A 20,969-nucleotide genomic window follows, 5' to 3' on the forward strand; every position below is an offset into this window, starting at 1 on the left:
AAGGGCGACCACCACAGGCCATCTCCCGATCCTCGCCGAGTTCCGGCGAGACCTTACAACCAAGATCTCGTCGAAAGGATGGTGCCCTAGTGACCACCCCGACCGTCGCGCTGCGGCACCGGCTCGCCGAACGCGGCGTGGACACCCGGATGCTGCTGCTGGTGCCGGCCACGATCTTCGTGGTGGCGCTGTTCATCTACCCGTTCGCCTACGGTTTCGCGGTCTCCCTCCAGCCGCGCGAGGGCGGGATGCTCTCCGCCTACCAGAGCTTCTTCAGCGACGCCTACCAGCGCGACACCATCATGACCACGCTGGTCATCGCCCTGCCGGCGGCGCTGCTCAACGTGCTCGCCTCGGTGCCGATCGCCTACCGGATGCGCGGCCGGTTCCGCGGCAAGCGGCTGCTGACCACCGTGCTGGTCGTGCCGATCACGCTCGGCACGGTGCTCACCGCCGAGGGGCTGCTCAACTTCCTCGGGCCGGCCGGCTGGTTCAACCGGTTCCTGACCACCACCGGGCTGGCCGACGAGCCGGTCCGGCTGACCAACAACTACTGGGGAGTGTTCTTCTCGCTGGTCATCACCGGGTTCCCGTTCGCGTTCCTGCTCGTCCTGTCGTACCTCTCCGGCATCGACCCGAGCCTGGAGCGCGCCGCGGCGACGCTCGGCGCCGGATGGCGCCAGCGGTTCTTCCGGATCACCCTGCCGCTGCTGGCGCCGGGGCTGGCCACCACCTTCTGCCTCACATTCGTGCTGGCCTTCAGCGTGTTCCCGTCGGCGATCCTGGTCGGCGACCCGTCCGGCAGCACCCGGGTCATCTCGATCGCCGCCTACGAGGCGGCCTATGTCCGCTACGACTACGCGGGCGCGTCCGCCGCGGCGATCATCATGGGCGTCGTCGAGCTGATCGTGATCGCGATCGTCCTCGGGCTGCGCGGTCTGCTCTACACCGGCTCGACGGCGGGAGGCAAGGGATGAAGCGCTCCATAGTTGCCAGCCCGGCCGCCTGGCTCGTCTGGGGTGCCGTGGTCATCTTCTTCATCGGGCTGGCCGGCGTGATCGGCTCGGTGGTGGTCAACTCGTTCGGGCTGCGCTGGTTCGACTCGTGGCTGCCCGAGGCCTACACCACGCAGTGGTACAGCCAGGCCTGGGACGAGTTCACCCTGCTGCCGGTGCTCACCGTGACGCTGGTCGTGTGCCTGCTCGTCACCGGGATCTCAGTGGCGGTGGGCGTGCCGGCCGCCTATGTCCTGGCCCGCCGCGCCTTCCCCGGCAGCCGGATCGTCTACCTGCTGTTCCTGCTGCCGATCCTGATGCCGCCGATCACCTACGGCATCCCGCTCGCCACGGTCCTCTACAAGTACGGTTTAGCCGGGCACCTTTCCGGCGTCGTGCTGGCGAACCTGGTGCCGTCGATCCCGTTCGTCATCCTCACCATGACGCCGTTCATCGAGCAGATCGACCCGGCGATCGAACGGGCGGCGCGGATGTGCGGGGCGCGTACCCGTCATGTTTTTCTGCGCATCCTGGCGCCGCTGCTGATTCCCGGCATCCTGGCGTCGTCGATCCTGGTCGTGGTTCGCACGGTCGGCATGTTCGAGCTGACCTTCCTGACCGCCGGGCCGGACTCGCAGACGCTGGTGGTGGCGCTGTTCTACTCGATGTCGGCGGCCGGGATCCGCGCGCAGCAGTCGGTCGACGCGATGGCCGTCATCTACTGCGTGATGATGCTGGTCCTGCTGGTGGTCGCGTTGCGGTTCGTCAACCCGACGCAGCTGGTCGCGCGAGTCAAGGAGGATCCCTCCGAATGAGGATCACCGAGGCCCGGGTGATCGTGACGTGCCCGGGCCGCAACTTCGTCACCCTGAAGATCGTCACCGATGAGGGCGTGACCGGGGTTGGCGACGCCACCCTGAACGGGCGGGAGCTGGCCGTCGCCGCCTACCTGACCGAGCACGTGGTGCCGGTGCTGATCGGGCGGGACCCGGCGCGGATCGAGGACACCTGGCAGTACCTGTACCAAGGGGCCTACTGGCGGCGCGGTCCGGTGACCATGTCGGCGATCGCGGCGGTGGACACCGCGTTGTGGGACATCAAGGGCAAAATCGCGGGCCTGCCGGTTTACCAGCTGCTCGGCGGTCGGTCCCGGGCCGGCGTGACTGTCTACGCCCACGCGCAGGCGGTTTCGATCGAGTCCGTTCTGAGCGAAATATCGTCGTGCGTCGACCTCGGCTATCAGGCGGTCCGGGTGCAGACCGGCATTCCGGGGCTGGAGAGCACCTACGGCGTTTCCGGCCAGGCGTTCTACGAGCCGGCGAGCGCCGCCCTGCCGGCCGAGAACGTCTGGTCGACCGCCCACTACCTCGACCACGTTCCCCGGGTGTTCGCCGCGGTGCGGGCCGAGTTCGGGCCGACGCTGCGGCTGCTGCACGACGTGCACCACCGGCTCACCCCGATCGAGGCGGCCCGGCTCGGGCGCTCCCTGGAGCCCTATCACCTGACCTGGATGGAGGATCCGGTGCCGGCCGAGCTGCAGGAGGGGTTCCGGCTGATCCGGCAGCACACCACCACCCCGATCGCGGTCGGCGAGGTGTTCAACTCGATCTGGGACTGCCAGGAGCTGATCACCGGGCAGTTGATCGACTACATCCGTACGAGCGTGGTGCACGCCGGCGGCATCACCCACCTGCGGCGCATCTTCGACCTGGCCGCGCTCTACCACGTGCGCAGCGGCTCGCACGGCGCCACCGACCTCTCCCCCGTCTGCATGGCGGCGGCGCTGCACGTGGATCTGGCGATCCCCAACTTCGGCCTGCAGGAGTACATGCGGCACACCCCGGAGACCGACGAGGTGTTCCCGCACAGCTACCACTTCGAGGACGGTTACCTGCACCCGGGCGAGGAGCCGGGCCTGGGCGTGGACATCGACGAGGAGCTGGCCGGGCGGTACCCGTACCGCCCGGCCGCGCTGCCGGTGAACCGCCTGCAGGACGGCACCGTGCACAGCTGGTGACCGGTCAGCTCACGGCTTTCCGGACCAGCTCCTTGATCGTCTCCTCGGCCTTCGCGCTCAGCTCGGTCAGGGCGAAGGAGGTCGCCCACATGCCGTGATCCTCGTCGAGCTTCGCGTTCGCCGAGAACCCGAACGTCGAATAGCGCTCCTTGTCCACCTGGCCGCTGCGGAAGAAGCACACCACCTTCCCGCCGCGGGCGTAGGCGGGCTGGCCGTACCAGAGCTTCGGCGCCAGCTCCGGCGCCGTCTGCGTGATGATGGCGTGCAGCCGCTCGGCCACCGCACGGTCCGGCTGCGCCATCTCGGCGATCTTCGCGAGCACGTCCTTCTCGTCGGCCGCCGCCTTGTCCGCGCTCTTCGCGCGACGGCCCTCCGTCCGCAACTCCGCCGCCCGGTTCTTGACCGCGGCGCGCTCGGCGTCGGAGAAACCGTCTGTGGAGCTCATGTTCGCACCGTCCCTCTCGATCAGCGTGCCCCCACGGTAAGCCCGGCCGCCGCCCGGTCCCTTCTCCATTCCTGATCGATCTGTCTTACCCGCCGGCGACGCGGCTTCGGCGGCCGAGGGCCAGGGCCGCCGCGATGGTGATCGGCACCAGGGTCAGGTGGCACAGCGCCAGCGTGGTCGTGCTGACGCTGTCGAAGTCGGCGGGCAGCGTCATGACCACGATGGTGCCGATCGCGAGCACCGGGCCGATGACGACGGCGGCCCGGACCACCCACGGTGCCCGGGGCGCCAGCAGTGCCACCACAGCGAGCCCGACGAGCAAGGGCACCAGGCTGAACCCGGCGACCGTGGCGGCGTCGACCTCGGCGGGGCCGTTGTTCGCGGTGAAGACGAAGGTGCCCCCGGCCGCCCGCCCGATGAGATAGACGATCAGGTTGGCAACCACGGCGACGCCGACAGCCACACCGATCAGCGCCGCCCGGGGCAGCCTAGACATCGGCCGCCTCGGACTTCCGCTGCCGGGTCAGATAGGCCTCGATCCGGGCGAACGCGCCGGCCCAGACCTCGTTGACGAAGAAGTCGCGGACCTCGGGCACCGGGAACCCGCTCTGCACGACGGTCATCAGGGTGCCGCCGTCGGCGTCCTCGAAGGAGATCTCGATGCGGGTCGTCATGGTCATGCCGTCCGGCGAGGATCCGGTGGACTCGGTGACGAGCCGGTGCGGCCGGTCGATCTCGACGAACGTCTGCGTCTCCCGGAACAGCGTGTCGCGGTCGGGTCCCCAGACCGCCGTCTGCTGCCCGCCGACCCGCAGGTCGACCTCGATCTCGACGATGCCGGGCTCCTCGTCGAGGATGGAGAACCAGACCTTCTGCTTCTCGGCGTCGGTGTAGGCGTCGAAGACCTCCTCCGGCGTCGCGGGCAGCTGCCGCGTCATCCGCATCTCCAGGGTCATGACTGTGGTCCCTTCGGGTCGGGTCGCTGGGGTTCAGGGCGCATCGTGAAGTAGGCGTCGAGGCCGTCCAGGCGACGGGCCCAGAGCCGCTGGTAGAAGCTGATCCACGCCATCGCCTCGTCCAGCGGGGCGGCACCGAGGCGGCACTGCCGCGACCGGCCCACCTTCTCGGTGACGACGAGGCCGGCCTCCTCCAGCACGTGGACGTGCTTCTTCATGCCGGTCAACGTCATCCCGGTGGGCTCGGCGAGCTCGCCGATCGTTGCCGGGCTCTGCCCGAGGCGGATGAGGATGCTGCGGCGGGTGGGGTCCGCCAGTGCGGCGAACACCCGGTCGAGGGCAGCTTGCTGAACCATGCGGTTCACCATAGGACACTGAACCGAAAGGTTCAATCTTGCGCGGGGACCACCATCGGAGTGCCGGCCACCGGGTCCGGGAGCACCACGCAGGTCAAGCCGAACACCTTCTCGACGAGTTCGGCGGTGACCACCTCGGTCGGCGGGCCCTCCGCGACGATGGCGCCGTCGGCCATCGCGATGATGTGGTCGGAATACCGGCAGGCGAGATTGAGGTCGTGCAGCACCACCACGACCGTCTTGCCGGACTCGGCGTTCAGTTTGCGCAGCAGGCGCAGCAGATCGACCTGGTGGGCGATGTCCAGGAAGGTGGTCGGCTCGTCGAGCAGCAGCAGGTCGGTCTCCTGCGCCAGCGCCATCGCCACCCAGACCCGCTGCCGCTGCCCGCCGGAGAACTGGCGGATCGGACGATCCACCAGGTCCGCGGTGCCGGTCGCGTCGAGCGCGCGGGACACCGCGTCGTGGTCGCGGTCGGTCCACCGGCGGAACCAGCCCTGGTGCGGGTAGCGGCCCCGCGACACCAGGTCGGCGACGGTGATGCCGTCCGGTGCCACCGGGCTCTGCGGCAGCAGGCCGAGCACCTTGGCGACGTCGAGCGTGCTCATCTCGGCGATCGAGGCGCCGTCCAGGAACACCGCGCCCTCCCGGGGCGCCAGCAGCCGGGCCAGGCCGCGCAGCAGGGTGGACTTGCCGCAGGCGTTGGCGCCGACGATCGCGGTCACCCGGCCGTCGAGCACCGTCACGTCGAGGTTCGCCACGACGGGCTTCTCGTCGTACCCGAGGGTGAGCCCCTCGGCGCGCAGTCGGGTCATCCGCCCGCTCCTTGCCGGTTGATGGAGGCCAGCAGCCGGGTCATCCGCCCGCTCCCTGTCGGTTCGTGGTGGCCAGCAGCCGGGTCATCCGCCCGCTCCCTGTCGGTTCGTGGTGGCCAGCAGCCACAGCAGGTATGGCGCGCCGACCGCGCCGGTCACCACACCGGTGGGCAGCGGGGTCGGCAACAGGTGGACCGCGACGAGGTCGGCGGTGAGCAGCAGCGCGGCGCCGGTCAGCGCGGCCGGCAGCACGCCGCCGCCGGCCGGACCGAGCAGCCGGTTGGCGATCGGGCCGGCGACCAGCGCGACGAAGATGATCGGGCCGGCCACGGCGACGGCCAGGGCCACCAGGATCACCGCGACGGCCAGCAGTCCGGCCCGGCTCAGTTCGGTACGCGTGCCCAGCGCCCGTGCGGCGTCGTCGCCGAGTTCGAGCACCCGCAGCTGCCGTTGCAGCAGCATCGCCAGCGGCAGGAGGACGGCCAGCCCGATCAGCAGCAGCCGCAGCTCGTCGCCGCTGGCCTGGCCGACCGAGCCGGTCAGCCAGTGCATCGCCTGGCGCGCCTCGTAGAGCTGGGCGCGGGTCAGCACATAGCCGGTGACGCCCTCGAAGAACACGGTGATGCCGATGCCGATCAGGATGAAGCGGTAGCCGCTCACCCCGTCGCGCCAGGCCAGCACGTACATCAGCAGGGCGGCGACCAGGGCCCCGCCGAGGGCCATGCCGCTGACCAGGAGCCCGCCGACCTGGAGCAGCACGATCCCGAAGACCGCGGCCAGGCTCGCGCCGGCGGTGATCCCGACGAAGTCCGGCGAGGCGAGAGGGTTGCGCAGCAGCTGCTGGAAGATTGTTCCGGAGGCGCCGAGGGCAAGGCCGACCGCGAGCGCGGTGGTCGCGGTCGGCAGCCGCAGGCCGCGGACCACGAAGTCGACGCTCGGCTCGTCGCGCAGGTGCAGCACCGACGCGATCACCTCACCGGCGGTGAGCCGGAAACTGCCCACCATCATGGTGAGCACGAACAGGGCAACCACCACACCGGTCAATGCGAGGGTCACGCCGGCCGCGCGGGTGGTCCGGCGCCGCCGAGTCGTCCGGAGAAGAACCGCGGTCGTCATCTCACGCCTCCGACAGCCGGCCGTAACGGACGATGCCGACGAAGACCGGTGCGCCGATCAGCCCCAGCACCACACCGACCTGCAGTTCGTCCGGCGCGGCCACCACCCGGCCGACCACGTCGGCCAGCAGCAGCACGATCGGCGACAGCAGCATCGAGTACGGCAGGATCCACCGGTAGTCCGGCCCGCACAGGAACCGCGCGACGTGCGGCACCACGAGCCCGACGAACACGATCGGCCCGCACGCCGCGGTGGCGCCCCCGGCAAGCAGCGCGACCACACCGAACGCGCCCGCCCGGGTGAGCCCGACCCGCTGGCCGAGACCGCGGGCCACGTCCTCGCCGAGCGCCAGGCCGTTCAGGCTGCGCCCGAAGGCGAGCGAGGCGACCAGCCCGGCGATCAGGAACGGCGCCACCCCCATCAGGATCGGCGCGTACCGCCCGGCGAGCGAACCCACCTGCCAGAACCGCAGCTCGTTGAGGGCGTCCACGTTGGTCATCACGATGCCGGTGGTCAGCGAGCCGAACCCGGCGGTGACGGCCGCGCCGGCCAGGGCGAGCTTGACCGGGGTGGCGCCCTCGCGGCCCAGCGACGCGATCGCGTAGACCAGCACCAGCGCCGCGATCGCCCCGGCGAACGCGAACCAGATGTACACCTCGACGCCGCGCAGCCCGAGCACGGTGATGGCGGTGACCACGAAGACGGCGGCGCCGGAGTTGATGCCCATGATCCCGGCGTCGGCGAGCGGGTTGCGGGTCACTCCCTGCAGGATGGCGCCGGCTACGCCGAGCGCCGCTCCCACCACGATGCCGAGCAGCGTACGCGGAACGCGCATCTCCAGCGTGACGGTGCTGCCGATGGAACCGTCGTTGTCCATGCTGCCGAGGGCTCGCAGCACCTCGGACAGGCCGATCGACCGCGAGCCCTGGGTGATGCTGAGGAAGGCGACCACGGCCAGCACCGCACCGAGAACGACGAGCCCCGGCCCGAGGGCCACGGCTCGTCGTGGGGCCAGAACGCTCACTAGGAACCGATGTTCTCGTCCGCGGCCTGCACCGCCGTGGTCAGCTTGTCCAGCTCGGTCGCGAAGTCACCGTAGGTGTGCAGCCAGAACGCCGGCCACGCCACCACGGCGCCCTTCTCGGCCGCCTTGATCTTGAACCAGGTCGGCTGCTTCTTGCCCCACTCGGCGTTGGCCGTCTCGGTGTAGCTGCGGCCGTCCCAGAGGATCAGGTCCGGCTGGTACTTGTCGGCGTTCTCCCAGCTGAGGTTCTCCCAGTACGGAAAGCCCTTGTCCGGGCTGTCCGGGTTGATCACCTTGAGGCCGAAGCTCTGGAAGTCGAGCAGCTCGGGGGCGTAGACCGGGTTGGCGAAGTACACCTTGTCGTCGGCCGGGGACATCGCGCCGACGGTCAGGCCGGGTTTCCCGGCGACGGCTGCCTTGAACTTGGCGACCGAGTCCTCGAACCGCTTCTTGTTCGCGGCGATCTTCGGGTCGTCCACCTTGGCGCCCAGGCTCTCGGCCAGGTCCTCGTAACCCTCGGCCAACTGCAGGATCGACTTGCCCTGGGTGGCGCCGACCACCGGGGCGAGCTCGGCGAGCTTCTTGCTCTTCTCGTCGACACCCTCTTCGAGGCCGCTGTGCGCCTTCTCCGCGGGCCACCAGTCGGCGACGATGAGGTCCGGGCGCAGCGCCGCCGCCTTCTCGACGTCGATCTTGCCCCACTCCTCACCGAGGATCTCGATGCCGGTGAGGTCCAGGTTCTTCAGGTTCGGGTCGGTCTTGACCGACTCGTCGGCGTAGATACCGACGGGCTTGATGCCGAACGACATCAGCGCGGCCGCCTCACCCGCGTGCGCGATGATCCGGGTCGGCGTCTTCTCCGCCTTGACCACCTCGCCCGACCCGTCGGTGAACGACCACGGCCCGGCCGGTGCGGCGGCGGCATTGTCCTCGGAGGAATCACTGGAACCACAGGCGGCGAGCACGACGCTCAACGCCGAGAGGGCCATGACCGTACGCCAAGCACGCATCCTCGTGAGTCCGTTCAGATAGGGGAGCCTTAGTTAGGTCAGGCTAACCATAGTGGCGCCGTTTGGAAATAGACGTCGAAGACGCTTGACCTTGTCACGGTGACAAGCTCTTCACTGGTCGCCGAGGAGGTGGTTGCCCATGACCACGACACGCGTGGCGCACGGCCTGGAGAGCAGCGACCCGTCGGTGCGGCTGCAGGCGGCCCTGGCGGCCGGCACGGCCGGGGACCCACAGATCATCGGCGCGCTCGTCGAACGGTGCGCGGTCGAACCCGACTTCTTCGTCCGGGACATGCTCACCTGGGCGCTCACCCGTTTCCCCGCGCCGGCCACGGTTCCCCGGCTGGTCGAGGAGTTGCGCTCGGAGATTCCGCAGGCCCGCAGCCAGGCACTGCACACCCTGTCCAAGATCGGGGACCGGCAGGCGTGGCCGGCGATCACCCGGTCGCTGCTGACCGACGCCCACGCCGAGGTGGCACGCAGTGCGTGGCGGGCAGCGGTCGTCCTCGTCCCCGACAGCGAGAAGGCCGAACTGGCCGCGGCGCTGATGACCCAGCTCGGGCGCGGCGACCGGGAGACCCGGCTGAGTCTCAGCCGTGCGCTGGTCGCGCTCGGCGAGGTGATCCTCCCGGCCCTGCACGCCGCCACGGCGGAGCCCGAGCCGGACGTGCGCGAGCATGCGATCGCCACGCAACAGTTGTTCCGCGACCCGGATGCCGGATTCGAGTACGCGGTCGAGCAGGCGAAGCGCATCGTTGCACTCGGCCCGAACTTCGTACGAGAGGATTGACCGGTTGTGTTGATCGGTGAGGTGGCCCGGCGGTCCGGGGTCAGCGCCCGCATGCTCCGGCACTACGAGTCGCTCGGTCTGGTGCGGCCCTCGGGCCGCACCGACGCCGGCTACCGCGCGTACGACAGCGACGACATCCGCCGGATCTTCCACATCGAGAGCCTGCGGTCGCTGGGTCTGTCGCTGCGCGAGGTGGGCCGCGCCCTGGACGATCCCGCCTTTACACCGGCCGAGCTGGTCGACGACCTGATCGGGCGGACCCGGGACCGCATCGCCGCCGAGACGGAACTGCTCACCCGGCTCCACCGGATCGGCGCCGCGGAGCCCGGCGACTGGGAGGACGTCCTGCAGACCGTCGCCCTGCTGCACGCCCTCGGCTCGGAGAACGCCGGCAGGCGGCAACGGGCGGCCCTGTCCACGGTCGCCGAATCCCCGGTTCCGGCGGAAGCCTTGGCCGAGGCCGCGCTGAACGAATCCGATCCGAACGTCGCCGGAGCCCTGCGCTGGGCGCTGGCCCGCGCGGGCGACGCCGGGCTGGCCCGCCTGGCACAGGGCCTCGGCGCACCCGCGGCCGAGGTGCGCGAACGTGCCGTCCAGTCGATCGCCGAGATCCCCGGCGACGCGGCCACCGCGGTGCTGCGGGACTGTCTCCCGCACACCGACGTCGTGGTCCGCAGGCACGCCGCGCTCGCCCTCGGCGCCCGCGGCGGGCAGGAGGCGATCCCCGCGCTGATCGACATGATCGCCGACGGCGTGAACGACGTCGACGCCGCCGACTGCCTGAGCCTGCTGGCCGGCGACCCCGCGCTGACCGAGCAGATCGCCGCCGGTCTCGTCGACCGCCTCACCCACGGCCCCGCCGACTCCCCGGGACGCCTGCGGCTCACCGAGGCTCTCGCCGAAATCCCCGGCCCCACCACGTCGCAGGCTCTGGCCACCCTCTCCCAGGACCCCGAACGCGCCGTGGCCCTCACCGCGACAAGCATCCTCCGGCTCCGAACGCCCGACGAATCCGTCCCGGATCGACCACCGGCCGGCCCACCGGAAAGGTAGGCCGGCCGGTCTGGCCGGAACGTGGCCTCACACCCGGCCTACCTGGTCTTGGCAGCCCGCGCTCAATCCCGCACGCAGCGGGACCGCCCCCGCCAGGCAGCTTCCGCCGCCGTGGTCTGCCCGCCCTCCCGAAGTCTTGGCCCATCTCCGGCTGACGGCCAGTGTCCTCTTCAGCCCGCCAAACGAGCCCTGGGCGACAGCCGGACCAGCCGGCTGACAAGCAGCGCCGGGCAGCAGCGCCGGAACGAGCCCTGGGCGACAGCCGGATCGGCCGGCTGACAAGCAGCGCCGGGCAGCAGCGCCCCAACGAGCCCTGAGCGACAGCCGGACCAGCCGGCTGACAAGCAGCGCCGGACAGCAGCGCCCCAACGAGCCCTGAGCGACAGCCGGACCAGCCGGCTGACAAGCAACGCCGGGCAGCAGCGCCCCAACGAGCCCTGAGCGACAGCCGGACCAGCCGGCTGACAAGCAACGCCGGGCAGCAGCGCCGGAACGAGCCCTGAGCGACAGCCGGGTCGGCCGGCTGACAAGCAGCGCCGGGCAGCAGCGCCGGAACGAGCCCTGGGCGACAGCCGGGTCGGCCGGCTGACAGGGGCCGCGCCCCGGATGGACGCCGCTGGGAAGGTCGGCGGCGGATTTCAGCGGTTCAGGCCGGGGGTGTGGCCGGGGGCGACTGAGGCCTGGACCACCAGGGCGGCCGCGCCGATGCTGGCTGCGTCGCGGGGCTGGGCGGATAGTTCGACCAGCACCGGGTGGCGCTGGCGGGAGTGGGCGGTGCGCTCCAGGTGGGCGCGCAACCGCCGGGCGTAGATGGAGCCGGCGAGCGCGACGCCGGGGCCGGTGAGCACGAGGCGGCCCAGGTCGAGCAGGTTGACCATGGAGGTGACCGCGACGGCCAGGTGGCCGGCGGCCCGGTCCAAGACCTCGAAGGCGGCCTGGTCGCCGTTGACCGCGGCGCGGGCCAGCGCGTCGTAGGCGCTCGACGTGGTCGCCGAGCCGTCCAGCGAGATCCCGGCGTCGGCGACCACGGCATCCATCGAGGCGTACCGCTCCACGCAGCCTCGGTTGCCGCACGGGCAGGGCCGGCCGTCGTACGCGATCGACATGTGCCCGAGCTCGCCGGCGTCGAAGCTGGCGCCGCGGAAGAGGGCGCCGCCGAAGACGAAGCCGGCGCCGATGCCGGTGGCCAGGTAGATGCAGCCGAAGGCCTGCTCGCGGGAGACCCGCCGGCTCCAGAACTCGCCGAGCGCGGCGGCCGCCGCATCGTTCTCCACCAGCACCGGCAGGCCGATCCGGTCGGCCAGTTCGGTACGCAGGGCGTGCAGGTCGAGTGTCTCCGCACCGCCCGGGCGCGGGGTGGGCGCGACGATCGCCAGGCCCTCGATCCGGCTGCGCGGCAGGTCCAGCCCGGCGGTGAAGTCGTCGAACTGCCCGGCGAGCCGGTCGGCCGGCTGGCGGGGCACCACCTGCCCGGCGAGCCGGTCGGCCGGCTGGCGGGGCACCACCTCCCGGCCGACCACGCCGCCGGTCAGGTCGACCGCCACGCAGGTGACCGTGTCCGGCCCCAGGTGGAAACCGATGCCGAACCGGTTGGCCGGTTTGATCGCGATGAGCTTGCGCGGCTTGCCGCGGATCGAGTCGGCGGAGCCGATCTCGTGGATGATGCCGTCGGCGATCAGGTCACGGACGATGTTGGAGATCGACGGCTGGGTGAGGCCGGTCAGGTCGGCGAGCTCGACCCGGCTGATCGCCGCGGCCGAGCGGATGACGTCGACGATGAGTGCCCGGCTGCCGGGCCCGGCGGCGGGCGTTTCGCGACGTGCCATCGAGGTAGTGTCTCCGGGTCTCGTACCGACAGCGACACCCTACCTGGAGGAACAGGTGACTCAGGCGCCCCGGCGGGTCGGGCTGGTGCTGGCGCGGGCCTCGCAGGTGCTCGGCGAGGAGCCGTATTACCACGAGTTCCTCGAGGGCCTGGAGCGCGTGCTCACACCCTCGGGGGTCTCGGTGCTGGTGCAGGTGGTCACCGACCGGGAGGCGGAGACCGCGACGTACGAGCGGTGGGCCGAGCAGGGCCGGGTCGACGGGGTGATCCTGGTCGACCTCGGCCCGGACGACGAGCGGGTCGGCCTCGTCGCCCGCCTCGGGCTGCCGGCCGTGGTGATCGGCGATCCGTCGACGGCGCACGGTTTGCCGACGGTGTGGACCGACGACGCGGGCTTCGCCCGGGAGGCGGCCGGTTTCCTGGCCGGGCTGGGGCACCGGGTGATCGGCCACGTGACCGGCCCGGTGGCGTTCGCGCACACCCAGCTGCGCCGCGGCGGCCTGGAGGCGGAGGCCGCCGACCGCGGGATGACCGCGCTGGCGTCCGAGGGCGACTACTCCTACGAGGGCGGCCGCTCCGCGGCGCTGGAGCTGCTGAAGATCCGCCCCGACCGGCCCACCGCGATCGTCTTCGACAACGACGTGATGGCGCTGGGCGGGCTGGCCGCGGCGGCCGAGTGCGGGCTCCGGGTTCCGGCCGATGTGGCACTGGTGGCCTGGGACGACTCGCCCCAGTGCCAGCTCGCGGTGCCGGCCCTGTCGGCGATGAGCCACGACGTGGAGCGCATCGGTGAGCTGGCCGCGCAGGCGATGCTCGCCGCCCTGGCCGCGGCGCCCGCGACCGTCTACCAGGCGCCGCCGGCCCACATCGTGACGCGCTCCAGCACCTGATCACACCACTCCCCCACCGTCGGTCCCGCACAACTTCAGACTACATAAATTATTAATTTAACCTTGACGTCGTCGCAACGAGGCCAGCATGCTGTGCCCTCAACGGGCGGCGCACCCATCCGCTCGGATCAATCGCGAACGAACGGATGACCGACATGGCAGATAGAAGGACGTTCCTCGGGTTCGGCGCCGCAGCCGTGCTGGCGCTGGCGACCGGCTGCACCGGCGGCGCCACCGAGGAGGCCCCAGCCGGCGACTTCTCCGGCGACGTCAAGGGCAACATCACGGTGCTCACCAACCGGACCGACCTGGCCACCACCGCCCTGCCGGAGTACGCGAAGAAGTTCGAGGCGAAGTACCCCGGCACCAAGGTGACCTTCGAGCCGGTCACCAACTACGAGGGCGACGTCACCACCCAGCTCAGCTCCGGTGAGTACGGCGACGTCCTGCTGATCCCCAACACGGTGGCGGTCGACCAGCTCGGCCAGTTCTTCGAGCCGCTCGGCACCATCGACGAGCTGAAGTCCCAGTACCGGTTCGCCGACGAGAAGGCGTACGACGGCAAGGTCTACGGGATCTCGCTCGGCGGCGTCGCCAACGGCTTCGTGGTGAACAAGCGGGTCTGGGCGCAGGCCGGCATCACCGCCCCGCCGAAGACGCCGGAGGAGTTCCTCGCCGGGCTCAAGGCGGTCGACACCAAGACCGAGGCGATCCCGTTCTACACCAACTACAAGGACGGCTGGCCGCTGAGCTTCTTCAACAGCCAGCGGGCGATCCTCGGTGACCCGGCGGTCAACGAGACCTTCCCGACCGACCCGAACCCGTGGCAGCCCGGCAAGCTGCAGCACATCACCGACGGCCTGCTCTTCGACATGGTGCGCAACAAGCTCACCGAGCCGGACCCGCTCACCACCAACTGGGAGGGGTCGAAGCCGATGATCGGCACCGGCAAGGTCGCCACCATGCTGCTCGGCTCGTGGGCGGTCCCGCAGATGCAGGACGCCGCGAAGGCCGCCGGCGCCGACCCGGCCGACATCGCGTTCTGGCCGTTCCCCTACCAGACGGGCGGCAAGTTCCACGCCCGGATCGAGGGCGACTACAAGGCCGCGGTCAGCAAGAACAGCAAGAACAAGGCCACCGCGAAGGCCTGGCTGGAGTGGTTCGTCACCGAGTCCGGGTTCGCCGCCGACCAGCAGGCCATCCCGCCGGCCGTCGGCCAGGAGCTGCCCGCCGGGCTCAAGGACTTCCAGGCCACCGGCGTGGAGCTGATGGAGCTGCCGGCCGCGACCACGAACAGCGGCAAGGAGGACGAGATCATCAAGGCGTCCGAGATCGACCTGGCCGGCAACATCTACCGGCAGAAGCTGGTCGACATCGCGCGCGGCGCCGCCAAGGGTGACAAGGAGTCGTACTTCGCCGAGCTGAACAAGCGGTGGAGCGCCGCCCAGTCGCAGGTCATGCAGTGACGACCACCATGCAGCGACCGGCGGCGGTCACCACGCCGCCGGTCACCCCGGCCAAGCGGAAGCGCTGGCTGCCCTGGCTCTACCTGGCGCCGGCGCTCGGCCTGCTGATCACCTTCACCTACGTCCCGGTCGGCAACATGCTGTTCTACAGCTTCCACACCTGGGACGGCCTGGACGTCACGATGGACCCGGCCGGGCTGGACAACTACGTGCGGGTCTTCACCGACGAGCGGTACTGGCGGGTCTTCCTGATCAGCGGGTACTACTTCGCGGCGTCGTTCGCGCAGATCGCGATCGCCCTCTATTTCGCGGTGATCCTGTCGTTCAACACCCGGTTCCGGAACCTGTTCAAGGGGATCCTGTTCTTCCCGTACCTGCTCAACGGGGTGGCGGTCGGGTTCGTCTTCCTCTACCTGTTCCAGCCGGACGGCACTCTGGACACGGTGCTGCGCTGGGTCGGGCTCGGTGACCAGACCCGGTTCTGGCTGGGTGACCCGGACATCGCCAACATCTCGCTGGCCGGCACCTCGGTGTGGCGGTTCACCGGGCTGAGCTTCGTGCTGTTCCTCGGCGCGATCCAGTCGATCCCGAGCGACATCTACGAGGCTGCGGAGATCGACGGGGCGAGCCGCTGGGACCAGGTCCGGCACATCATCATCCCGGGCATCCAGCGGATCATCAGCCTGTCGTTCATCCTGGCGATCTCCGGAAGCCTGTCGGTCTTCGAGATCCCGTTCATCATGACCGGCGGCGCGAACGGCACCCGCACGTTCGTGGTGCAGGCGTACGAGACCGCGTTCCAGTTCCGCCAGATCGGGCTGGCCTCCGCGATGGCCGTCGTCCTGCTGCTCATCGTGCTGCTGGTGACCTGGATCCAGCGCCGGCTCGTCCCCGACGAGGAGGTCACCCTCTCGTGAAAGCCGCAGCCAAGTACGCGTCCCTGATCGCGGCCTCGATCGTGGTTTTGCTGCCGCTGACCGTGGTGTTCTTCGCGGCGTTCAAGACCCGGGCGGAGTACAGCACGACCGGCCCGCTCACCCCGCCGGAGAACTGGTTCCACTTCGACAACTTCGTGACCGCCTGGACCGAGGGCAAGATGCTGCTCGGCTTCTGGAACACCACGGTCATCCTGGCCATCTCACTGACCGGCACGATCCTGGTCGGCACGCTGGCCGCGTACGCGATCAGCCGCTTCCAGTTCCCGTTCAAGCGCCTGGTGCTGGGCCTGTTCCTGGTCGCCGCGCTGGTGCCCGGGGTCACCACCCAGGTCGCGACCTACCAGATCGTCAAGTCGATGGGCCTGGTCAACACGCCCGGCTCGGCCATCGTGCTGTTCCTCGGCACGGACATCATCTCGATCTACATCTTCATCCAGTTCATGCAGTCGATCCCGCCCAGCCTGGACCAGGCCGCGATGATCGACGGCGCGTCCCGGTTCACCGTCTACCGGCGGATCATCCTGCCGCTGATGAAACCGGCCATCGCGACCGTCGGGATCATCAAGGGCATCGCGATCTACAACGAGTTCTACATCCCCTTCCTCTACCTGCGCTCGCCCGACCTGAGCGTGATCTCGACGGCGCTGTTCCGGTTCAAGGGGCCCTACGGCGCGCAGTGGGAGACGATCGCCGCCTGCACCATGATCGTCATCCTCCCCACGGTCGTGATCTTCCTCTTCCTGCAGCGCTTCATCTACAACGGCATCACCGCGGGAGCGACCAAATGACGTTCATCCACGATCTGTCCGGCTCCTGGGAGCTGCGCGGCGACGGTGTCGAGCTCCCGGCGACGGTGCCCGGTTCGGTGCACGTCGACCTGCTGGCGAACGGCCGGATCCCGGATCCGTTCTCCGACGACAACGAGCACGCGGTGGCCTGGGTGGGGCGTCAGGACTGGACCTACCAGCGGGAGATCAGCTGGGAAGGGCCGGAGCACGACCGGATCGACCTGGTCTTCGAAGGTCTGGACACGGTCGCCCGGGTGGAAGTGGGTGGCGAGCTGGTCGGCGAGACCCGCAACATGCACCGCACCTACCGGTTCGACGTGACCTCTCTGATCACCGGCGCACAGCCGCTGAGCGTGCACTTCACCTCGGCGTACACCGAAGCCGAGCGGGTGCGGGCCCTGGTCGGGCCGCGGCCGAACGCCTATCCCGAGCCGTTCCAGTTCATCCGGAAGATGGCGTGCAGCTTCGGCTGGGACTGGGGTCCGACGCTGGTCACGGCCGGCATCTGGCGACCGGTTCGCCTGGAGGGGTGGAGCACCGCCCGGATAGCCACGGTGCGCCCGCTCTGCACGTACCACGGCAATGCCGGCAAGCTGGACCTGACCTGCGAGATCGAGCGCATCCGGGATCGCGCGCTGCGCGCGCAGATCCTCCTGGACGGCCGCGAGATCGCGTCGCTCGATCTGGAGACCGATTCGGTACGGGCGGAGCTGGACGTCCCCGGCGTGGCCCCGTGGCATCCGCGCGGCTATGGCGAACCCACCCTGTACACGCTGACCGTCGTCCTGCTCGACAGCGAGAGCGGGACCGAGATCGATCGCTGGGAGCGGCGCACCGGTTTCCGCAGCGTGCACCTCGACCGCTCCCCCGACGACGCCGGCACCCGCTTCGTCTTCGCCATCAACGGCGAGCCGGTCCTGGTCAAGGGCGTCAACTGGATCCCGGACGACATCTTCCCGGCCCGGATGACCCGCGAGCGCTACGAGCGGCGGCTGCGCGAGGCCGCCGACGCCGGGGTGAACCTGATCAGGGTCTGGGGCGGCGGCCTCTACGAGGACCGGGCCTTCTACGAGGTCTGCGACGAGCTGGGGCTGCTGGTCTGGCAGGACTTCCTGTTCGCCTGCGCCTGCTATCCGGAGGAGGAGCCACTCTTCTCCGAGGTGGTCGCCGAGGCCCGGGACAACGTCACCCGGCTCTCCCCGCACCCCAGCCTGATCACCTGGAACGGCAACAACGAGAACCTGTGGCTGCGCGGCCCGCACGGCTGGGCCGACGATCCCGGCGGCGACCTGAGCTGGGGCGAGAAGTACTACCTGGAAACGCTGCCGGAGATCGTGGCGGAACTCGACCCGTCCCGGCCCTACCAGGCCGGCAGCCCGTGGTCGGGGTCGTGGGAGCACGAGCCGAACGACCCGGACCACCAGACGTTCCACTCGTGGGAGGTCTGGAACCGGCAGGACTACCTGCACTATCGCGACTCGGCGCCGCGGTTCGTCGCCGAGTTCGGCTGGCAGGCGCCGCCGGCCTGGCGCACCCTGCGCGACGCCGTCTCGGACGACCCGATGCTGCCGGACTCCCCCGGCGTGCTGCACCACCAGAAGGCCGAGGACGGCAACGGCAAGCTGGCCCGCGGCCTCGCGCCGCACTTCCCCGCACCGGCCTCCACCGAGGCGTGGCACTACCTGACCCAGCTCAACCAGGTACGCGCGGTGCGCACCGGCATCGACTGGTGGCGCTCGCACTGGCCGCACACCGCCGGCACGATCGTGTGGCAGCTCAACGACCTGTGGCCGGTCACCTCGTGGGCGGCGATCGACGGCGCCGGGCGCTACAAGCCGCTCTACTTCGCCCTGCGCGAGATGTACGCGGACCGCGCTCTGACCATCCAGCCGCGCGACGGCGGCCTGGTCGTGGCGGTCCTCAACGACCACGCCGAGCCGTGGACCGGGGCGCTGCGTATCGAGCGGTGCGACGCCGCCGGCACGGTTCGCTACTCGATCGTCGAGCGGGTCGCGGTGGCGCCGCGGTCGGTCGCGCTGATCCCGGTGCCGGACGCCGACCTGGTGGTGGCCCACCTCGACGACCAGCGGGCACTCTGGTTCGCCGCCGACACCACCGAGCAAGACCCGGGCCTGACCGTCACGACCGAGGTCGTGCCCGGTGGCCTGGACGTGACCGTGCACGCCGCCGGCCTGGCCCGCGACGTGCTGCTGCAGCCCGACCGGATGCACCCGGAGGCCTCCGTCGACCAGGGTTTCGTCACCCTGCTGCCCGGCGAGTCCACGGTGTTCCGGGTACGGGCGCCGATCGAGCTGGATCCCGGCTCGGTCAAGGACCCCTGGGTGCTGACCGACCTGGCGTCGGTCCTCGCGGACGGAGCAAATCGATGATCCGGAGACTGATCGGCGGCACCCTGGCGGTGCTGCTGCTGACCACCGGCGGCGCGCTGCCGGCCGAGGCCACACCGAGGAACCCGTTCGTCACCCGGGACGGCAGCACCCTGGAGGTGGGTGGCAAACCGTTCCGGTTCGCCGGGACCAACATCTACTGGCTCGGCCTGGACGAGAACGTCGGCGGCATCGACTACCCCACGTTCTTCCGGATCCGCGACGCCCTCGACACCGCGAAGACGATGGGGCTGACCGTGGTCCGCTCGCACATGCTGGCGTCCTCCGGGCATCCGAAGACGATCCTGCCGGCCACCACCGGGCCGCTCAACGAGGAGGCCTTCCGGACCGTCGACTACGCGATCGCCTACGCCGGCAAGCTCGGCCTCCGGCTGATCCTGCCGCTGACCGACAACTGGGCCTACTACCACGGCGGGCACGGCGACTTCACCAAGCCGCACGGGCTGCCGGACTCGGCCTTCTACACCGACCCGCGGGTGATCGCCGACTACCAGCGTTACGCCAAGCGGGTCATGCACCGGAAGAACCCGCTGACCGGCAAGCGTTACGCCGACGACCCGACCATCCTGGCGTGGGAGCTCGGCAACGAGCTCGAGGGCATGACACCCGAGTGGATCACCGCGAACGCGTCGCAGTTCCGCGAGTGGGCGCCGCGGCAGCTGATCGCCGCGGGCCGGCGCTTCGACATCGACCCGGACACCCTGGCGGCCGACGCGGTGGACATCGTCGACGTGCACTACTACCCGCCGACCGCCGCCAAGGTCGCCGCGGACGCGGCCACGGTCGCCGCCGCCGGCAAGGTCTACGTGGCCGGCGAGTACGCCTCGACCGCGGCCGGCCCGGAGCTGCTCGACCCGCTGGTGCCGAACCGGCAGGTCAGCGGGATGATGTCGTGGTCGCTGTTCGGGCACGCCGACGACCACGGGTTCGTCCAGCACGACGACGGGTTCACCTTCCACTACCCGGGCGACGACTCCCGGATGACCGCCTCGGTGCAGGCACAGACCGACTACGCCCGTGCGCTCGGCAGCAAGCCGTGGACCCCGTCGAGCACGCCGCTGCTCACCAGCGTCACCAAGCGGGCCGCGCTCAACGTGCTGGCCTGGCGGGGCGCGGCCGGGGCGACGGGTTACCGGGTCCAGAAGGCACGCACCCCGCTCGGACCGTGGACGGCCGCGCACTCCGGGCTGCTCACCGACAACCAGACACCGTGGACCGACGCCGCCACCCGCGGCGACGCCTGGTACCGCGTGGTCACCGCGGACGGCCGCACGTCCCTGCCGCGGACGACCTACGGGGCGGTCGACTCGGCGCCGGTGACCGGCCCGCCGGCCGCACCGACCCTGGTGGCGCCCGCGCCGGACGGGCCGCTGACCTTCACCTGGGACCCTGCCACCGGGGCCGGTCTCTACTCGCTGGCCGTCTCCCGCAACGCCGACCTCAGCGATCCGGTGATCAGCGTGAGCGGCCTGGAGACCACCAGCTACACGCCGGCTGCCGGGCTGGAGCCGGGAACCACCTATCACTGGCGGGTCACGGCGATCAACGGCAAGGGCTCCACGGCGTCGGCGGTGGGGACGTTCACCACCCGGGCGCTGCCGACCGAGCCCGTGACCATCGACGACTTCGAGGACTACCCCACGTCCGCCGAACTGACCGCCGCGTACGTCCGCAACCCCGGCGGCGGCGCGGTCACCCTGACCCTGGCACCCGGCCAGGGGCAGGCGATGCAGCTGGACGCCGACCCCAGGGGGCCGGGATACGCGGGAGTGACCCGTACCTTCCCGGCCAAGGATCTCTGGGGCCAGAAAGGCCTGCGGCTCACCCTGCAGCGGCCGACCGGCCGGACCGCGGTGAGCGTCCAGTTCGTGGCCGGCGGCGCCTACTGGGAGTACACCCTCCCGGACGACGCCTCCGGCACGGTAACCATCCCCTTCGACGCGTTCCGGCAGCCGCCCTGGGCTCCGTCCGGCCCGCTCGACCTGCGCGATGTCACCCAGCTCTCCTTCTACACCGGGGGCTCGGAACCCGCCCGGCTCGTCGTGGACGACGTCATCGCGTACCCCTAGCAAGGAGGTAA

20 protein-coding genes are annotated in these 20,969 nt (G+C 70.4%); 11 read left to right on the top strand and 9 right to left on the bottom strand.

Annotation, left to right across the window (positions count from 1 at the left end):
* The first annotated feature begins 89 nt into the window (after positions 1–89).
* From AB0F81_RS23395 to manD, 3 genes are read left to right on the top strand one after another with little or no spacing between them, the layout of a single operon-like run.
* Entirely contained in the window at positions 90–977 is an 888-nt protein-coding gene (locus AB0F81_RS23395; RefSeq protein WP_360200597.1) for a sugar ABC transporter permease, read from the top strand.
* On the top strand, positions 974–1,810 hold the full coding sequence (locus AB0F81_RS23400) for an ABC transporter permease subunit (RefSeq protein WP_360200598.1): 837 nt from the start codon (positions 974–976) through the stop codon (positions 1,808–1,810). The genes AB0F81_RS23395 and AB0F81_RS23400 overlap by 4 nt, the downstream gene beginning before the upstream one ends.
* A complete protein-coding gene (gene manD, locus AB0F81_RS23405) occupies positions 1,807–3,012 on the top strand; it encodes a D-mannonate dehydratase ManD (protein ID WP_360200599.1) in 1,206 nt (401 codons plus the stop codon). The genes AB0F81_RS23400 and manD overlap by 4 nt, the downstream gene beginning before the upstream one ends.
* Positions 3,013–3,016: 4 nt before the next feature.
* Here the strand turns inward: manD and AB0F81_RS23410 are convergent, their stop codons facing one another.
* The 8 genes from AB0F81_RS23410 to AB0F81_RS23445 all read right to left on the bottom strand — a co-directional run bounded on the left by AB0F81_RS23410 (position 3,017) and on the right by AB0F81_RS23445 (position 8,731).
* Positions 3,017–3,457: a DUF1801 domain-containing protein gene (locus AB0F81_RS23410; RefSeq protein WP_360200600.1), complete on the bottom strand. Its 441-nt coding sequence runs from the start codon at positions 3,455–3,457 to the stop codon at positions 3,017–3,019.
* Between the two features lie 85 nt (positions 3,458–3,542).
* Positions 3,543–3,953 (bottom strand): DUF6069 family protein, encoded by a 411-nt coding sequence (locus AB0F81_RS23415; RefSeq protein ID WP_360200601.1) that lies wholly within the window; start codon positions 3,951–3,953, stop codon positions 3,543–3,545.
* Positions 3,946–4,413: an SRPBCC domain-containing protein gene (locus AB0F81_RS23420; protein ID WP_360200602.1), complete on the bottom strand. Its 468-nt coding sequence runs from the start codon at positions 4,411–4,413 to the stop codon at positions 3,946–3,948. The genes AB0F81_RS23415 and AB0F81_RS23420 overlap by 8 nt, the downstream gene beginning before the upstream one ends.
* On the bottom strand, positions 4,410–4,769 hold the full coding sequence (locus tag AB0F81_RS23425; protein WP_360200603.1) for a metalloregulator ArsR/SmtB family transcription factor: 360 nt from the start codon (positions 4,767–4,769) through the stop codon (positions 4,410–4,412). The genes AB0F81_RS23420 and AB0F81_RS23425 overlap by 4 nt, the downstream gene beginning before the upstream one ends.
* Positions 4,770–4,801: 32 nt before the next feature.
* Complete coding sequence (locus AB0F81_RS23430) at positions 4,802–5,581, bottom strand: ABC transporter ATP-binding protein (RefSeq protein ID WP_360200604.1); 780 nt, start codon at positions 5,579–5,581, stop codon at positions 4,802–4,804.
* Positions 5,582–5,665: 84 nt separating this feature from the next.
* Entirely contained in the window at positions 5,666–6,697 is a 1,032-nt protein-coding gene (locus tag AB0F81_RS23435) for an iron chelate uptake ABC transporter family permease subunit (protein ID WP_360200605.1), read from the bottom strand.
* A gap of 1 nt (position 6,698) precedes the next feature.
* Positions 6,699–7,721, bottom strand: a complete 1,023-nt coding sequence (locus AB0F81_RS23440; RefSeq protein WP_360200606.1) for an iron ABC transporter permease — start codon at positions 7,719–7,721, stop codon at positions 6,699–6,701.
* Positions 7,721–8,731, bottom strand: a complete 1,011-nt coding sequence (locus AB0F81_RS23445; protein WP_360200607.1) for an ABC transporter substrate-binding protein — start codon at positions 8,729–8,731, stop codon at positions 7,721–7,723. Before AB0F81_RS23445 ends, AB0F81_RS23440 begins: the two co-directional genes overlap by 1 nt.
* A 139-nt stretch (positions 8,732–8,870) precedes the next feature.
* Between AB0F81_RS23445 and AB0F81_RS23450 the strand changes: the two genes are divergently transcribed.
* Entirely contained in the window at positions 8,871–9,521 is a 651-nt protein-coding gene (locus AB0F81_RS23450) for a HEAT repeat domain-containing protein (protein ID WP_360200608.1), read from the top strand.
* Between the two features lie 6 nt (positions 9,522–9,527).
* The gene (locus AB0F81_RS23455; protein ID WP_360200609.1) at positions 9,528–10,574 is read left to right on the top strand and encodes a HEAT repeat domain-containing protein; all 1,047 of its coding nucleotides are present in this window, start codon (positions 9,528–9,530) and stop codon (positions 10,572–10,574) included.
* Positions 10,575–11,212: 638 nt separating this feature from the next.
* On the opposite strand, the gene AB0F81_RS23460 is transcribed toward AB0F81_RS23455, so the two are convergent.
* Entirely contained in the window at positions 11,213–12,400 is a 1,188-nt protein-coding gene (locus tag AB0F81_RS23460) for an ROK family transcriptional regulator (RefSeq protein ID WP_360200610.1), read from the bottom strand.
* A gap of 55 nt (positions 12,401–12,455) precedes the next feature.
* Here AB0F81_RS23460 and AB0F81_RS23465 point away from each other — a divergent pair, with 55 nt between their 5' ends.
* The 6 genes from AB0F81_RS23465 to AB0F81_RS23490 all read left to right on the top strand — a co-directional run bounded on the left by AB0F81_RS23465 (position 12,456) and on the right by AB0F81_RS23490 (position 20,958).
* The gene (locus tag AB0F81_RS23465) at positions 12,456–13,289 is read left to right on the top strand and encodes a substrate-binding domain-containing protein (protein WP_360200611.1); all 834 of its coding nucleotides are present in this window, start codon (positions 12,456–12,458) and stop codon (positions 13,287–13,289) included.
* Between the two features lie 155 nt (positions 13,290–13,444).
* Positions 13,445–14,755, top strand: a complete 1,311-nt coding sequence (locus AB0F81_RS23470; RefSeq protein WP_360200612.1) for an extracellular solute-binding protein — start codon at positions 13,445–13,447, stop codon at positions 14,753–14,755.
* Entirely contained in the window at positions 14,752–15,672 is a 921-nt protein-coding gene (locus AB0F81_RS23475; protein WP_360200613.1) for a sugar ABC transporter permease, read from the top strand. The genes AB0F81_RS23470 and AB0F81_RS23475 overlap by 4 nt, the downstream gene beginning before the upstream one ends.
* Positions 15,669–16,481, top strand: coding sequence for a carbohydrate ABC transporter permease (locus AB0F81_RS23480; RefSeq protein ID WP_360200614.1), 813 nt, complete (start codon positions 15,669–15,671; stop codon positions 16,479–16,481). The genes AB0F81_RS23475 and AB0F81_RS23480 overlap by 4 nt, the downstream gene beginning before the upstream one ends.
* Positions 16,478–18,871, top strand: a complete 2,394-nt coding sequence (locus AB0F81_RS23485; protein ID WP_360200615.1) for a glycoside hydrolase family 2 protein — start codon at positions 16,478–16,480, stop codon at positions 18,869–18,871. Before AB0F81_RS23480 ends, AB0F81_RS23485 begins: the two co-directional genes overlap by 4 nt.
* Complete coding sequence (locus tag AB0F81_RS23490) at positions 18,868–20,958, top strand: cellulase family glycosylhydrolase (RefSeq protein ID WP_360200616.1); 2,091 nt, start codon at positions 18,868–18,870, stop codon at positions 20,956–20,958. The genes AB0F81_RS23485 and AB0F81_RS23490 overlap by 4 nt, the downstream gene beginning before the upstream one ends.
* The last annotated feature ends 11 nt before the right edge of the window (positions 20,959–20,969 follow it).

This window comes from Actinoplanes sp. NPDC024001 (assembly GCF_040638955.1).
GTDB lineage: Bacteria > Actinomycetota > Actinomycetes > Mycobacteriales > Micromonosporaceae > Actinoplanes.